The sequence below is a fragment of the Nitrincola lacisaponensis genome, from assembly GCF_000691225.1.
GTDB lineage: Bacteria > Pseudomonadota > Gammaproteobacteria > Pseudomonadales > Balneatricaceae > Nitrincola > Nitrincola lacisaponensis.
The window spans coordinates 1-15,915 of the sequence record NZ_JMSZ01000033.1; the positions used below are offsets into that span (position 1 = coordinate 1).

Here is a 15,915-nt window from a genome sequence, read left to right on the forward strand (position 1 = left end):
GGCCGTGTAGAGCGTGGTATTGTCAAGGCGGGTGAAGAGATCGAGATCGTTGGTATTCGTGCGACGACCAAGACGACTTGTACCGGTGTTGAGATGTTCCGCAAGCTGCTGGACGAAGGTCGTGCAGGTGAGAACATTGGTGCGCTGCTGCGTGGTACCAAGCGTGACGAAGTTGAGCGTGGTCAGGTATTGTGTAAGCCAGGTTCAATCAAGCCGCACACCAAGTTTGAAGGCGAAGTGTACGTACTGAGCAAAGAAGAAGGTGGTCGTCATACACCATTCTTCAAAGGCTACCGTCCACAGTTCTACTTCCGTACGACTGACATCACTGGTGCGTGTGAACTGCCAGAAGGTGTTGAGATGGTGATGCCGGGTGACAACGTACAGATGACTGTTACGCTGATCAACCCGATCGCGATGGAAGAAGGTCTGCGCTTTGCGATCCGTGAAGGCGGTCGTACAGTGGGTGCGGGCGTTGTTTCCAAAATTATTGAGTAATTTGCCAAATTACTCTTGCTAGTCAATGGGGGGGTCACTATAATGTGCCTCCCTATTATGCAGTAGGCCAGTAGCTCAATTGGCAGAGCAGCGGTCTCCAAAACCGCAGGTTGGGGGTTCGATTCCCTCCTGGCCTGCCACTTTCAGTCGAAGGTGGCGTCACATAGCGTAAGCTTACCTTTTTAAGCCGAGGCTTCTAGCGTGAACACAAAAGTACAAGCTGAAGAATCTAAATATGACAGCCTTAAGTGGGTGGCTGTTGTCGCGATTATCACAGCGGGCGTTGTCGGAAATTCGATATTCTCGGGTGAGTCGTTGCTGTATCGGGTGTTGGCTCTCCTCGTTTTGGCCGCAGTTGCAGGTTTTATCGTGCTGCAGACGGCTAAAGGACGGACCTGGTTCAAGTTGTTCAAGGATGCCAAGGGTGAGATGCGGCGCGTGGTTTGGCCGACTCGTCAGGAAACCTTGCAGACTACGTTGATGGTGCTGGCGGCAGTGTTGGTTGTGGCGCTCATGCTTTGGGGCATGGACACTTTCTTCGGCTGGATAGTATCCGGTGCGATAGGCTAGGGGTAGGGCATGAGTACAGAAGAAAAAAAGCGTTGGTATGTTGTACATGCCTACTCAGGATACGAAAAGCGGGTCATGAATGGCCTGAAAGAGCGTATTGAACTGCAGGGTATGCAGGATCTGTTTGGCGATGTATTGGTGCCGACAGAAGAGGTTGTTGAAATTCGTGATGGTAAGAAGCGCAAATCCGAGCGTAAGTTTTACCCCGGTTATGTGCTGGTCAATATGGTCATGAATGATGAAACCTGGCACTTGGTGAAAAGTACACCTCGAGTGCTGGGCTTTATTGGTGGTACGGCAGATAAGCCGGCGCCAATTACCGAGCGTGAAGCGAATGAGATACTGCAGCGCGTTGAAAGTGGCGCTGATAAGCCGCGGCCGAAGACTGTGTTTGAGCCGGGTGAAATGGTGCGTGTCACCGAAGGGCCTTTTGCTGACTTTAATGGCGTAGTTGAAGAAGTGAACTACGAGAAGAATCGTCTGCAGGTGGCTGTGCTGATTTTTGGACGCTCGACTCCAGTGGAGTTGGAATTCCGTCAGGTCGAAAAAGCCTGATCGTGTTATTGAGATGCTCGGGTTCTGTGCCCGGGTTGTTTTGTGTAATCAAGGGGAGCCGCGAGGCGTTTGTACCCAAAGGAGTAGCTTAAATGGCTAAGAAAATTAATGCTTACATCAAGCTGCAGGTAAAAGCCGGTCAGGCTAACCCTAGCCCCCCAGTGGGTCCGGCTCTGGGTCAGCACGGTGTCAATATCATGGAGTTCTGCAAAGCGTTCAACGCTGCGACTCAGGGTCTTGAGCCAGGTCTGCCAACACCTGTTGTGATCACTGTATACAGCGATCGTAGCTTTACGTTCATCACCAAAACACCTCCAGCTTCCATTCTGTTGAAGAAAGCGGCAGGTCTGAAGAGTGGTTCTGCGCGTCCTAACACTGAGAAAGTTGCTACTGTAACACGTGCTCAGCTGGAAGAGATTGCAACTGCGAAAATGCCAGACCTGACTGCAGCCGATATGGATGCAGCGGTGCGTACCATCGCGGGTAGCGCACGCTCAATGGGTATTGTTGTAGAGGGTGAAGAGTAATGGCTAAGCTGTCTAAGCGCCAGAAGGCGATCAATGAGAAAGTGGTAGCTGGCAAGCTGTACCCGGTTCAGGAAGCTGTTGCTGTTCTGGCTGAAGTGTCTGCGGTCAAGTTTACCGAATCTTTCGACGTAGCGGTTAACCTGGGTGTTGATCCGCGTAAATCTGATCAGGTTGTGCGTGGTTCTACTGTGCTGCCGCACGGTACTGGTAAAGATGTACGTGTTGCTGTGTTTGCTCAGGGTGATAACGCTGAGAAAGCTAAAGCAGCCGGTGCAGACGTGATCGGTTTCGAAGATCTGGCTGAGTCTATCAAAGGCGGAAACCTGGACTTTGACGTGGTTATCGCGACTCCGGACGCGATGCGTATCGTCGGTCAGTTGGGTCAGGTTCTGGGTCCTCGTGGCCTGATGCCTAACCCGAAAGTTGGTACCGTAACACCAGACGTTGCAACAGCTGTTCAGAACGCCAAAGCAGGTCAGGTGCGTTTCCGTACTGATAAGAACGGTATTATCCACTGCTCAGTGGGTAAGGTTGGTTTCAGTGCAGATGCCATCAAAGAGAACATCGAAGCGCTTGTTGCAGATCTGAAGAAGCTGAAGCCTTCTTCCTCAAAAGGCGTTTACGTAAAGAAAGTCACCCTGTCCACTACTATGGGCCCGGGTGTGGCAGTTGATCAGTCTTCTTTAAGCTGATTTAAACTGTAACGTTTTTGAGGGTCTTCGTGACCTGTCAGACAGAGACGAAGACCGTCAAAGACCGCAGGTGAGGCTGGTGGAAACTCCAGCCTCTTAATGGTTTTTCCGGCCTGCGCAGACGGTGAGATTCACATGAATCTAAAACCACCGTACTCACCGCCTGATTCAAGTAATCAGGTGTTTGGTTTGGTAAATGGTCGAAAGACTCAATCCAGGAGTAAATCGTGGCATTAGGACTCGAAGACAAAAAAGCGATCGTCGCTGAAGTCCAGGAAGCTGCTAAATCAGCTGTGTCTGCCGTTGTTGCCGACTCTCGCGGCGTATCTGTAACAGATATGACTGCGCTGCGTAAGCAGGCCCGTGAAAACGGAGTCTGGTTGCGTGTCGTGCGTAATACGCTGGCACGTCGTGCCCTGGAAGGAACTGACTATGCCTGTCTGCAAGACAGCTTTGTTGGTCCTTCTATCATTGCATTCTCTACAGAGCATCCGGGAGCCGGAGCGCGCATTCTGAAAGAGTTTGCCAAGGGTAACGACAAGTTTGAGCTGAAAGCTGCAGCCTTCGAAGGTGAGAAAGTTGATATCTCCCTGCTGGCAAGCCTGCCAACTTACGACGAAGCAATTGCCAAGTTGATGAGCGTCCTCAAGGAAGCTTCAGCTGGCAAGCTGGTACGTACACTGGCAGCCGTTCGCGATCAGAAAGAGCAGGCCGCATAATTGCTCCTAAGGCAAGTGGTCTGATTAATCGTTTAATGGGTGTGAACCCGCAAGAAATTCAGGAATCTATACAATGTCTCTGACTCAAGAAGATATCATCAATGCAGTGGCTGAAATGTCTGTTAAGGACGTCGTTGCACTGATCGAAGCAATGGAAGAAAAATTCGGTGTAACTGCAGCGGCTGCTGTTGTTGCAGGTCCTGCTGGTGCAGCTGAAGCAGCTGAAGAGCAGACTGAATTCAACGTTATTCTGGCGGAAGCTGGTGACAAGAAAGTTAACGTCATCAAGGCTGTTCGTGGCGCTACCGGTCTGGGCCTGAAAGAAGCCAAAGAACTGGTTGATGGTGCTCCGGCAACTATCAAGGAAGGCGTTTCCAAGGAAGAAGCTGAAGAACTCAAGAAAGCACTGGAAGAAGCCGGCGCTAAAGTTGAGCTCAAGTAATCGCGTTAATGCGCTGCGAGCAGCGTAAACTGCTTTGAAAGCGTATGGCTGGTGGCCGTGAGCCACCGGCCTTTTTCCGTTATTGTATGACAGCGACAGATAACGGATCTGCAGACTGGAAGATCCCCTTCTGGACTGGCTTCTCAACTAGGTGCACATGCTGGGGAACACTGATGGCTTATTCATATACTGAAAAGAAACGTATTCGTAAGGATTTCAGCAAGCTGAACCAGGTAATGGATGTTCCATTCCTGCTTGCAACGCAGCTTGATTCTTACCGCAAGTTTCTGCAGCAGGGAGCGGACGCGCAAACGCGCGAAGATACCGGACTCCAGGCGGCATTTAATTCTGTTTTTCCAATTGTTTCCTATTCCGGAAATGCGGCACTGGAATACGTTGGTTACCGCCTCGGTGAACCCGTTTTTGATGTCAAGGAGTGCATGCAGCGTGGGATTACCTATGCCGCGCCTCTGCGCGTTAAAGTGCGTCTGGTAATCTACGACCGTGATTCATCGACTAAAGCGGTCAAGGACATCAAGGAACAGGAAGTTTACATGGGCGAAATGCCCCTGATGACCGATAATGGTACCTTCGTGGTGAATGGTACTGAGCGTGTTATCGTGTCTCAGTTGCACCGTTCACCGGGTGTGTTTTTTGATCATGACAAGGGCAAGACCCATTCATCGGGCAAGTTGCTCTACTCTGCACGTATTATTCCTTACCGTGGCTCCTGGCTGGATTTTGAATTTGATCCTAAGGATGCACTGTTTGTACGTATTGACCGTCGTCGTAAATTGCCGGCTTCGGTTCTGTTGCGTTCATTGGGTTACAACACTGAAGAGATTCTGGAAATCTTCTTCGAAAACACCGGCTGGAACTTTGAAGATGGCCTGATCTGGATGGATCTGGTGCCTGAGCGTCTGCGTGGTGAAACCATGTCTTTCGAGATCAAGGATCCTGAAGGCAATGTTATCGTTGAAGCTGGGCGCCGTATTACACCACGTCACACGCGTCAGATGACTCAGGCGGGTATGAAACAGCTGCAGGTGCCTGCTGAATATCTGGCCGGTAAAGTGCTGGCTCGTGATATGGCTGATCCTGCAACCGGTGAAGTGATTGCGCTGGCGAACACTGAACTGACTGAAGAGCTGATTACGCGTCTTCAGGTGGCCGGTATTGAGCGCTTTGAAACGCTTTACACCAACGACCTGGATTGTGGACCTTATATCTCTGATACCCTGCGCATCGACACCACGCGCAATCAGATTGAGGCGTTGGTTGAAATCTACCGCATGATGCGCCCTGGCGAGCCGCCGACCAAAGAGTCTGCTGAGAGCCTGTTTGAAAACCTGTTCTTCTCTGAAGAGCGCTATGACCTGTCCGCTGTGGGTCGTATGAAGTTCAACCGTCGTCTGGGTCGTGATGCAGAAACCGGCAGCCCGATTCTGGAAAAAGACGATATTCTCGACGTGATGAAGACGCTGATCGACATCCGTAACGGTAAGGGTATCGTGGATGACATCGATCATCTGGGTAACCGTCGTATCCGTTCCGTCGGTGAGATGGCCGAGAACCAGTTCCGTGTGGGTCTGGTGCGTGTTGAGCGTGCGGTACGTGAGCGTCTGAGCATGGCTGAGGCGGATAACCTGATGCCGCAGGACCTGATCAACGCCAAGCCGGTTGCGGCTGCTGTGAAAGAGTTCTTTGGTTCCAGCCAGCTGTCCCAGTTCATGGACCAGAACAACCCGCTGTCTGAAATTACCCACAAGCGTCGTGTTTCTGCATTGGGCCCAGGTGGTCTGACACGTGAGCGCGCAGGCTTTGAAGTACGTGACGTGCACCCGACTCACTACGGTCGTGTTTGCCCGATCGAAACGCCTGAGGGACCCAACATCGGTCTGATCAACTCGCTGGCAGTCTATGCGCGTACCAATGATTACGGTTTCCTGGAAACGCCTTACCGTCGCGTAATCGATGGCAAGGTAACAGATGAAATCGATTACCTGTCTGCGATTGAAGAGAACAACTTCGTTATCGCACAGGCATCTGCCAAGCTGGATGCAAACAACTGTCTTGAAGAAGATCTGGTTGAAGTTCGTCATGCTAACGAATTTACGGTTATGCCGCGTGACAAGGTCCAGTACATGGACGTTTCTGCGCGCCAGATCGTATCCGTTGCTGCGGCACTGATCCCGTTCCTTGAGCACGACGATGCTAACCGAGCACTGATGGGCTCGAACATGCAGCGTCAGGCTGTACCGACTCTGCGTGCCGAGAAGCCGCTGGTGGGTACCGGTATTGAGCGTAGTGTGGCGCAGGACTCTGGTGTTTGTGTGGTTGCAACGCGTGGTGGTGTGATTGAATCTGTCGATGCCAGCCGTATCGTGGTGCGTGCAAATGATGCAGAAACTGCAGTCGGTGATGCCGGTGTAGATATCTACAACCTCACCAAGTATGTCCGTTCCAACCAGAACACCTGTATTAACCAGCGCGCGATTGTGCGTCCGGGTGAAGTGGTGTCTCGCGGGGATATTCTGGCTGATGGTCCGTCAGTTGACCTGGGTGAATTGGCGCTGGGTCAGAACATGCGCATCGCCTTCATGCCCTGGAATGGATACAACTTCGAGGACTCCATCCTGATCTCTGAACGTGTTGTTCAGGAAGAGCGCTTTACCACCATCCACATTCAGGAACTGACCTGTGTGGCTCGTGATACCAAGCTGGGCTCTGAAGAGATCACCGCGGATATTCCAAACGTGGGTGAGGCTGCACTGGGTAAACTGGATGAAACCGGTATCGTGCATATCGGTGCTGAAGTTGGCCCGGGTGATATTCTGGTCGGTAAAGTGACACCCAAGGGTGAAACTCAGCTGACACCGGAAGAGAAACTGCTGCGTGCAATCTTTGGTGAAAAAGCCTCTGATGTGAAAGACACATCACTGCGCGTCAAGGGCGGTACCGTAGGCAAGGTTATCGATGTACAGGTATTCACCCGTGATGGTGTTGAAAAAGATGCCCGTGCGGTAGCGATTGAAAAGGCTGAGCTGGACAAGATTCGCAAGGATTTGAACGACGAGTTCCGTATTGTTGAAGATGCGACCTTTGAGCGTCTGAGCAAGGTCCTGGTCGGACTCAAAGCGGAAGGTGGTGCTGGCCTGAAGAAAGGTGAAGAGATCACTGAAAGCTTCCTGGCGGAGCTGAAGCACAGCGAGTGGTTCAAGATTCGTATTGCGGACCCTGAAGTTCAGGAAATGCTGGAACAGGCTCAGCTGCAGCTGCAAGAGCGTCGTGAAAACCTCGACAAGCGCTTCGAAGACAAGAAGAGCAAGTTGCAGACCGGCGACGATCTGGCGCCAGGTGTACTGAAAATTGTCAAGGTCTATGTGGCAACCAAGCGTCGCGTACAGCCTGGTGACAAGATGGCCGGTCGTCACGGTAACAAGGGTGTTATCTCCGTTATCATGCCGGTTGAAGACATGCCATACGATGAAAACGGTGAGCCGGTCGATATCGTGCTGAACCCGCTGGGTGTACCGTCACGTATGAACGTTGGTCAGATTCTGGAAACCCATATGGGTGCCGCGGCGAAAGGCCTGGGTCGCAAGATCAATGCCATGCTTGAAGCTGAGCGTGAGAAAGCCGAGCAAGTTAAAGAAGTGCGCGGCTTCCTGCACCAGGTGTATAACACCGAGCATGCAGGTCTGCCTGTTGCACGCCATGAAGATCTGGATAACTTCAGTGATGCTGAAGTGCTGGAACTGGCAAACAACCTGCGTAAGGGTGTACCGCTGGCGTCTCCGGTATTCGACGGTGCCAAGGAAAGCGAAATCAAGGCACTGCTGCGTCTGGCGGATATGGACGACTCGGGTCAGGTCACACTTTACGATGGTCGTACCGGTGACAAGTTTGATCGTCCGGTAACGGTTGGTTACATGTACATGCTGAAGTTGAACCACTTGGTGGATGACAAGATGCATGCGCGTTCAACCGGTTCCTACAGTCTGGTTACACAGCAGCCGCTGGGTGGTAAGGCGCAGTTCGGTGGACAGCGATTCGGTGAGATGGAGGTCTGGGCACTGGAAGCATACGGTGCTGCCTACACCCTGCAGGAAATGTTGACCGTCAAGTCTGATGACGTGAATGGTCGTACCAAGATGTATAAAAACATCGTGGACGGCGACCACCGCATGGAGCCAGGCATGCCAGAATCGTTTAACGTTCTGATCAAGGAAATCCGCTCTCTCGGTATCGATATCGAGCTGGAAAGCGAGTAAGGCCTAAACTGATCACACAGGTGGCACTGTCCTACGGGGCAGTGCTTCCCCAGAGAACTCCGTGAGGAGCTATAGACAATGAAAGATTTGCTGAATCTGCTCAAGAACCAGGGCAAAACTGAAGAGTTCGACTCGATTCGTATTACCCTGGCATCACCGGACATGATCCGTTCCTGGTCTTACGGTGAAGTAAAAAAGCCGGAAACCATTAACTACCGCACGTTCAAGCCGGAACGTGATGGTTTGTTCTGTGCCAAAATCTTTGGTCCGATCAAGGACTATGAGTGCTTGTGTGGCAAGTACAAGCGCATGAAGCACCGTGGTGTTATCTGTGAGAAGTGTGGTGTGGAAGTCACCATGACCAAAGTTCGTCGTGATCGTATGGGTCATATCGAACTGGCTTCTCCTGTTGCTCACATCTGGTTCCTCAAGTCGCTGCCATCCCGTATCGGTCTGATGCTGGATATGACGCTGCGTGATATTGAGCGCGTACTCTATTTTGAATCTTTCGTGGTGATTGACCCGGGTATGACTACCCTGGAGCGCGGTCAGCTACTGAACGATGAGCAGTACTTTGAAGCGCTGGAAGAGTTTGGTGATGAATTCGATGCGCGTATGGGTGCTGAAGCTGTTCAGGAACTCCTGGCCTCTATCGATCTGGAAGGCGAATGCCAGCAGATGCGTGAAGAAATTCCGCAGACCAACTCTGAAACCAAGCTGAAGAAACTCTCCAAGCGTCTGAAGCTGATGGAGGCTTTCGTCAAGTCAGGTAACAAGCCTGAGTGGATGATCCTCACGGTACTGCCGGTATTGCCACCTGATTTGCGCCCGCTGGTACCGCTGGATGGTGGTCGTTTCGCGACTTCCGACCTGAACGACTTGTACCGTCGCGTAATCAACCGTAACAACCGTCTGAAGCGACTGCTGGATCTGAATGCGCCGGATATCATCGTGCGCAACGAGAAGCGTATGCTGCAGGAATCTGTCGATGCGCTGCTGGATAATGGCCGTCGTGGACGTGCTATCACTGGCTCCAACAAGCGCCCGCTGAAATCGCTGGCCGACATGATCAAGGGTAAGCAGGGTCGTTTCCGTCAGAACCTGCTGGGTAAGCGTGTTGACTACTCTGGCCGTTCGGTCATCGTGGTAGGTCCTTCGCTGCGCCTGCATCAGTGTGGTCTGCCGAAGAAAATGGCACTGGAACTGTTCAAGCCTTTCATCTTCTCCAAGCTGGAGCTGCGTGGTCATGCGACCACCATCAAGGCTGCGAAGAAAATGGTCGAGCGTGAAGAAGCGCTGGTATGGGATATCCTCGATGAAGTGATCCGTGAGCATCCGGTACTGTTGAACCGTGCTCCGACCCTGCACCGTTTGGGTATCCAGGCCTTTGAGCCGGTACTGATCGAAGGTAAGGCAATTCAGCTGCACCCACTGGTGTGTGCGGCCTACAACGCCGACTTTGACGGTGACCAGATGGCGGTTCACGTACCGCTGACAATTGAAGCGCAGCTCGAAGCGCGTGCGCTGATGATGTCAACCAACAACATTCTGTCACCTGCGAATGGTGAGCCGATTATCGTACCGTCTCAGGACGTGGTACTGGGTCTGTACTATATGACCCGTGAGCGTGTTGCTGCCAAAGGCGAAGGCATGTTCTTCACCGATATCAAAGAAGTATCACGTGCGCATGGCGCTGGTCAGGTACATCTGCAGGCACGCATCAAAGTACGTATCCGTGAGCTGATTCGTGATATTCATGGCAATGTTGAAGAAGTTAACGCTGTCCGTGATACCACTGTCGGCCGTGCGCTGCTGTTTGATATCGTGCCTGATGGTCTGCCGTTTGAGCTGGTTGACCAGGCGATGAAGAAAAAAGCGATTTCCAGACTGCTGAATGAAGCCTACCGTCGCTGCGGTCTGAAAGAGACCGTCATTTTTGCTGACCAGTTGATGTACATGGGCTTCCGTCAGGCCACTCTGTCAGGTGCCTCTATCGGCGTGAATGACTTTGTGATTCCGGATGAGAAAGCACAGATCATTGCGGATGCAGAAGCTGAAGTGACTGAAATCGAGCGTCAGTTCGCTGAAGGTCTGGTTACTCACGGTGAGAAATACAACAAGGTTGTCGATATCTGGTCGCGTGCCAACGAAGTGCTGGCCAAGCGCATGATGGACAACCTGAAAGTGGATCTGGTCACTGATGCCGATGGCAATCAGGTTGAGCAGGAATCCTTTAACTCCGTATACATCATGGCCGACTCCGGTGCGCGTGGTAGCGCCGCACAGATTCGTCAGCTGGCCGGTATGCGTGGTCTGATGGCGAAGCCGGATGGCTCAATCATCGAAACACCGATCATCGCGAACTTCCGTGAAGGTCTGAACGTACTGCAGTACTTTATTTCGACCCACGGTGCGCGTAAAGGTCTTGCGGATACCGCACTGAAGACAGCTAACTCGGGTTACCTGACACGTCGTCTCGTTGACGTAGCACAAGATCTGGTTATCACTGAAGTCGATTGTGGTACTGAAAACGGCATCCTGGTTCAGCCCATCATTGAAGGTGGCGATATCATCGTCAGTCTGGGTGATCAGTTGCTGGGTCGTGTGGTCGCTGTCGATGTCCTTGACCCGTCAAATGGCGATGTGCTGATCGAGAAAGGCACGTTGATCGATGAGTCCTGGGTTGACCGTTTGAGCTCTGAAGAAGCGCTCAGCAAGATCGATGAAGTGCTGGTTCGTTCGGCTATTACCTGTGATTCTGTGCAGGGCGTCTGTGCGAGCTGCTATGGCCGTGATCTGGCACGTGGACATCTGGTTAACCAGGGTGAAGCGGTGGGTGTTATCGCCGCACAGTCTATCGGTGAGCCGGGTACACAGTTGACCATGCGTACCTTCCACATCGGTGGTGCGGCATCACGAGCTGCTGCAGTTGACAGCATTCAGGTGAAAAACGGCGGTATTATCCGTCTGCATAACCTGAAATACGTAGAGCGCAGCGATGGCAACCTGGTTGCGACCTCCCGTTCTGGTGAGCTGGGTGTAACTGATGAACATGGTCGTGAGCGCGAGCGCTACAAGCTGCCGTACGGCTCGATGATCAAGGTGCGTGAAGGTTCTGTGGTTGATGCCGGTGCCGTAGTGGCTAACTGGGACCCGCATACCCACCCGATCGTGTCTGAAATCCAGGGTAAGATCGTGTTTGTCGGTCTGGAAGACGGTATTACCGTCAAGCGCCAGACAGACGAGCTGACCGGCTTGTCTACGATCGAAGTACTGGAAGGCAAGGATCGTCCGCAGGCGGGTAAAGATATCCGTCCGATGATCAAGCTGGTGGACTTCAATGGCAAGGACTTGTGCTACCCGGGCACCGAGATGCCTGCGCAGTACCTGTTGCCACCTAAGGCGATTGTAAACCTGAATGATGGTGCTGAAGTGCAGATCGGTGACGTTCTGGCACGTATCCCGCAGGAAGGTACGGTTAACAAGGATATCACCGGTGGTCTGCCACGCGTGGCCGACCTGTTCGAGGCGCGTAAACCGAAAGAGTACGCAATTCTGGCAGAAGTGTCCGGGGTTATCTCGTTCGGTAAAGAGACCAAAGGCAAGCGTCGTATCCTGATTACACCGCATGACGGCAGTGATCCGGTTGAGATCATGATCCAGAAATGGCGTAACCTGAACGTCTTCGAAGGTGAATCGGTCGAGAAGGGCGAGGTAATCTCTGATGGTCCGTCCAACCCGCACGATATCCTGCGGATTCTGGGTGTTAACGAACTGGCCAAGTACATCGTTACCGAGATCCAGGACGTTTACCGTCTGCAGGGCGTAGTGATCAACGACAAGCATATTGAAGTGATCGTACGTCAGATGGTGCGCAAGGTTGAAATTCTGGAGTCTGGTGATTCCAGCTTCATCCAGGGTGATCAGGTCGAGTACATCGCTGTGCGTCTGGAAAATGAGCGCTTGCTGGCTGAAGGCAAGTTCCCGGCCAAGTTTGAGCGTGTGCTGTTGGGTATCACCAAGGCTTCCTTGGCAACCGAGTCGTTTATTTCAGCGGCTTCGTTCCAGGAAACCACTCGCGTACTGACCGAGGGTGCTGTCAACGGCAAGAGCGACCAGCTGCGTGGTCTGAAAGAGAACGTTGTGGTAGGTCGTCTGATTCCGGCAGGTACGGGTCTGGCATACCACAATGAGCGCAAGCGCAAGCGTCGTCTGGGTACAGAAAGCAATAGCGTCAGTGCTGAAGAAGTACAGCAGGCACTGACTGCTGCATTGAATGCGTCGATGTCTGGTTCTGATTAAAAAACAGACAGTAATTGACGATAGGGCCGAGAATTGGTTAAAATTCCGGCCCTCTTGTGGACTGGGTAGCAATACTCAGTCTTTTTATATGGTAAAACCAAAGGTGGAGAGTTTGCTGAATGGCAACAATTAACCAGTTGGTACGTAAGCCGCGTAAGCGCAAAGTACAGCCAAGTGACGTTCGTGCACTGGAAGCTTGTCCTCAGCGTCGTGGTGTTTGTACCCGTGTTTACACAACCACGCCGAAGAAGCCTAACTCAGCGTTGCGTAAGGTCTGCCGTGTGCGCCTGACCAATGGCTACGAAGTGTCTTCTTATATCGGTGGTGAAGGCCACAACCTGCAGGAACACTCTGTTGTTCTGATCCGCGGTGGTCGTGTGAAAGACTTGCCAGGTGTGCGTTATCACACCGTACGTGGCGCGCTGGACTGTTCTGGTGTGAACGACCGTAAACAGGCTCGTTCCAAGTACGGTACAAAACGTCCCAAGTCTTAATAACTCGTTGAACGGCAAAGTTGTTACAGCCCGGCTTTCATTCGAACGCATGCTGTTGCGCTAAACCGAACTGACGATAAGAGTAAGGGCAGGTGTCACAGGACATCCTGGCTAAACCTGAAGACCTTTTAATTGATTGAGGGCTTATCATGCCTAGAAGACGCATAGCTGCGAAACGCGAAATTCTGCCGGATCCCAAGTTCGGTAATATCACTCTGGCCAAATTCATCAACCATCTGATGGTCAGTGGTAAAAAATCTGTTGCTGAAAGCATTGTTTATGGCGCTATGGATAAAGTCCAGGAGCGTACCAAGCAGGATCCTCTGGAGCTGTTTGACAAGGCGCTGGAATCCGTTCAGCCGGTTGTAGAAGTTAAATCACGCCGTGTAGGTGGTGCCACTTATCAGGTGCCTGTTGAAGTACGTCCTTCTCGTCGTATGGCGCTGGCCATGCGTTGGTTGGTCGACTCTGCACGTAAGCGTGGCGAGAAATCCATGGCATTGCGCCTGGCTGGTGAGTTGATCGACGCTGCCGAAGGGCGTGGTGCGGCTGTTAAGAAACGTGAAGACGTGCACCGTATGGCTGAAGCGAACAAGGCTTTTGCTCACTACCGCTTCTAATGTTTAGAGGATAACGTCGTGGCTCGTAAAACACCGCTATCCAGATACCGCAACATCGGTATTTGTGCGCACGTAGATGCGGGTAAAACCACTACTACGGAGCGTGTACTTTTCTACACTGGCTTGTCTCACAAGCTGGGTGAGGTGCATGATGGTGCCGCTACTACAGACTGGATGGAGCAGGAGCAGGAGCGTGGTATCACGATCACTTCTGCTGCCATTACTGCGTTCTGGAGTGGTATGGACAAGCAGTTCGATGAGCATCGAATTAACGTCATCGACACACCGGGGCACGTTGACTTCACTGTAGAAGTTGAGCGTTCTCTGCGTGTGCTTGATGGTGCTGTCGTGGTGTTGTGTGCGTCTTCGGGCGTGCAACCACAGACAGAAACTGTCTGGCGTCAGGCGAACAAGTACGAAGTGCCGCGCATGGTCTTCGTGAACAAGATGGACCGTGCAGGTGCTGACTTCTTCCGTGTTGAAGATCAGTTGCAAAAGCGCCTGAACGTGACAACTGTGCCCATCAACTTCCCTATCGGTGCTGAAGACAGTTTCACCGGTGTGGTCGATGTGCTGCGCATGAAAGCTATTCTGTGGAATGAAGCCGATCAGGGGATGACCTTTGAGCTGGCTGATATTCCTGCTGACTTGCAGGATAAAGCAGAAGAGTTGCGTGAGCTGGCTATCGAAGCGGCTGCAGAAGCCAGCGAAGAGCTGATGGACAAGTACCTGGGCGGCGAAGAGTTGACCCTTGAAGAGATCAAGGCAGGTCTGCGCAAACGCACCATCAACAACGAAATTGTGTTGATGTTGTGTGGCTCTGCGTTCAAAAACAAGGGCGTTCAGGCTGTTCTGGATGCGGTTGTTGAGTACCTGCCATCGCCAACAGAAGTGAAGGCGATTGAAGGTACACTGGACGACAAGGCTGAAACCGTTGCGAGTCGTGTTGCTGATGATGATGAGCCGTTTGCTGCTCTGGCGTTCAAGATTGCGACTGACCCGTTCGTGGGTACGCTGACGTTTATCCGTGTTTATTCAGGTGTGCTTTCCTCTGGCGATAGCGTTTACAACTCTGTAAAAGAGAAAAAAGAACGTATCGGCCGTATGGTGCAGATGCACGCCAATTCGCGTGAAGAGATCAAAGAAGTGCGTGCCGGAGATATTGCGGCGGTCATCGGTCTGAAAGATGTGACGACAGGTGATACGCTGTGTGATATCGACAACAAGATTATTCTTGAGCGCATGGAGTTTCCTGAGCCGGTTATTTCGGTTGCTGTTGAGCCGAAATCCAAAGCTGATCAGGAAAAAATGGGTATTGCTCTGGGTAAGCTTGCCCAGGAAGACCCCTCTTTCCGCGTTTCAACAGATGAAGAAAGTGGCCAGACCATTATCTCCGGTATGGGTGAGCTGCATCTGGACATCATCGTTGATCGTATGAAGCGAGAGTTCAAGGTTGAAGCTAACATCGGTAAGCCGCAGGTTGCCTATCGCGAGAAGATTCGCAAGCCTGTTGTCGCGAACCATAAGTTTGCACGTCAGTCCGGTGGTCGTGGGCAATACGGTCACGTTGTAGTGGAGTTCAGTCCGAGTGATGAAGAAGGGCTGGAATTCGTGAACGAAATCGTGGGTGGTGTAATCCCGAAAGAATACATCCCGGCGATCCAGAAGGGTATCGAAGAGCAGATGAAAAACGGCGTTATTGCCGGTTATCCGCTGATCGGCCTCAAGGCTCGTCTCTACGATGGATCGTTCCACGAGGTTGACTCCAACGAGATGGCGTTTAAAATCGCAGCATCCCAGGCGCTCAAGAAATATGCCCAGGAAGCCAGCCCTTGTCTGCTTGAGCCTATGATGAAGGTTGAAGTGGTGACTCCTGAGGAGTACATGGGCGATGTGATGGGTGACTTGAACCGTCGCCGTGGTCTGGTACAGGGTATGGAAGACACTGTATCGGGCAAAGTCATCAATGCTCAGGTTCCACTGGGTGAGATGTTTGGTTACGCAACTGATCTGCGCTCTGCTTCGCAGGGTCGTGCAACTTACTCCATGGAGTTCGATTGTTACAATGAAGCGCCGCAGAACATTGCCGAAGCTGTCATGAAACAGTACTGATTTAGCTAAATACTTGATTAAGAGGAAATAGCCGTGGCTAAGAAAGCTTTTGAACGTAACAAGCCGCACGTCAACGTAGGCACCATTGGTCACGTTGACCACGGTAAAAC

General features: G+C 52.0%; 12 protein-coding genes, 1 tRNA gene and 1 pseudogene. All 14 read left to right on the forward strand.

The window, feature by feature from the left end; all coding sequences use genetic code 11:
• Positions 1-498, forward strand: a 498-nt coding sequence (locus ADINL_RS13100) for an EF-Tu C-terminal domain-related protein (RefSeq protein WP_036546474.1), incomplete at its 5' end; no start/stop codon positions are given.
• A 64-nt stretch (positions 499-562) separates the two neighbouring features.
• Positions 563-638 (forward strand) — tRNA-Trp (locus ADINL_RS13105).
• 61 nt (positions 639-699) lie between these two features.
• On the forward strand, positions 700-1,068 hold the full coding sequence (gene secE, locus ADINL_RS13110; protein WP_036548967.1) for a preprotein translocase subunit SecE: 369 nt from the start codon (positions 700-702) through the stop codon (positions 1,066-1,068).
• A 9-nt stretch (positions 1,069-1,077) separates the two neighbouring features.
• Positions 1,078-1,623, forward strand: a complete 546-nt coding sequence (gene nusG, locus ADINL_RS13115; protein ID WP_036548970.1) for a transcription termination/antitermination protein NusG — start codon at positions 1,078-1,080, stop codon at positions 1,621-1,623.
• 92 nt (positions 1,624-1,715) lie between these two features.
• A complete protein-coding gene (gene rplK, locus ADINL_RS13120; protein WP_036548972.1) occupies positions 1,716-2,150 on the forward strand; it encodes a 50S ribosomal protein L11 in 435 nt (144 codons plus the stop codon).
• Entirely contained in the window at positions 2,150-2,842 is a 693-nt protein-coding gene (gene rplA, locus ADINL_RS13125; protein ID WP_036548975.1) for a 50S ribosomal protein L1, read from the forward strand. The genes rplK and rplA overlap by 1 nt, the downstream gene beginning before the upstream one ends.
• Positions 2,843-3,069: 227 nt before the next feature.
• A complete protein-coding gene (gene rplJ / locus ADINL_RS13130; RefSeq protein WP_036548978.1) occupies positions 3,070-3,561 on the forward strand; it encodes a 50S ribosomal protein L10 in 492 nt (163 codons plus the stop codon).
• Between the two features lie 73 nt (positions 3,562-3,634).
• Positions 3,635-4,003, forward strand: coding sequence for a 50S ribosomal protein L7/L12 (gene rplL, locus ADINL_RS13135; RefSeq protein ID WP_036548980.1), 369 nt, complete (start codon positions 3,635-3,637; stop codon positions 4,001-4,003).
• 173 nt (positions 4,004-4,176) lie between these two features.
• A complete protein-coding gene (gene rpoB, locus ADINL_RS13140) occupies positions 4,177-8,277 on the forward strand; it encodes a DNA-directed RNA polymerase subunit beta (RefSeq protein WP_036548983.1) in 4,101 nt (1,366 codons plus the stop codon).
• A gap of 78 nt (positions 8,278-8,355) precedes the next feature.
• On the forward strand, positions 8,356-12,579 hold the full coding sequence (rpoC, locus tag ADINL_RS13145) for a DNA-directed RNA polymerase subunit beta' (protein ID WP_036548985.1): 4,224 nt from the start codon (positions 8,356-8,358) through the stop codon (positions 12,577-12,579).
• Positions 12,580-12,698: 119 nt separating this feature from the next.
• Positions 12,699-13,073, forward strand: a complete 375-nt coding sequence (rpsL, locus tag ADINL_RS13150) for a 30S ribosomal protein S12 (RefSeq protein ID WP_036524675.1) — start codon at positions 12,699-12,701, stop codon at positions 13,071-13,073.
• A gap of 149 nt (positions 13,074-13,222) precedes the next feature.
• Positions 13,223-13,693 (forward strand): 30S ribosomal protein S7, encoded by a 471-nt coding sequence (gene rpsG, locus ADINL_RS13155; protein WP_036548988.1) that lies wholly within the window; start codon positions 13,223-13,225, stop codon positions 13,691-13,693.
• Between the two features lie 18 nt (positions 13,694-13,711).
• Positions 13,712-15,805, forward strand: coding sequence for an elongation factor G (gene fusA, locus ADINL_RS13160; protein ID WP_036548991.1), 2,094 nt, complete (start codon positions 13,712-13,714; stop codon positions 15,803-15,805).
• 33 nt (positions 15,806-15,838) lie between these two features.
• Positions 15,839-15,915 (forward strand): annotated as a pseudogene (locus ADINL_RS16390) (GTP-binding protein); the annotation flags it as partial.

Excerpts from the sequence above, each read along its gene's own strand:
- nusG (WP_036548970.1), top strand. The coding sequence starts at position 1,078 with ATGAGTACAGAAGAAAAAAAGCGTTGGTATGTTGTACATGCCTACTCA.
- rplK (WP_036548972.1), top strand. The coding sequence starts at position 1,716 with ATGGCTAAGAAAATTAATGCTTACATCAAGCTGCAGGTAAAAGCCGGT.
- rplA (WP_036548975.1), top strand. The coding sequence starts at position 2,150 with ATGGCTAAGCTGTCTAAGCGCCAGAAGGCGATCAATGAGAAAGTGGTA.
- rplL (WP_036548980.1), top strand. The coding sequence starts at position 3,635 with ATGTCTCTGACTCAAGAAGATATCATCAATGCAGTGGCTGAAATGTCT.
- rpoB (WP_036548983.1), top strand. The coding sequence starts at position 4,177 with ATGGCTTATTCATATACTGAAAAGAAACGTATTCGTAAGGATTTCAGC.
- rpoC (WP_036548985.1), top strand. The coding sequence starts at position 8,356 with ATGAAAGATTTGCTGAATCTGCTCAAGAACCAGGGCAAAACTGAAGAG.
- rpsL (WP_036524675.1), top strand. The coding sequence starts at position 12,699 with ATGGCAACAATTAACCAGTTGGTACGTAAGCCGCGTAAGCGCAAAGTA.
- rpsG (WP_036548988.1), top strand. The coding sequence starts at position 13,223 with ATGCCTAGAAGACGCATAGCTGCGAAACGCGAAATTCTGCCGGATCCC.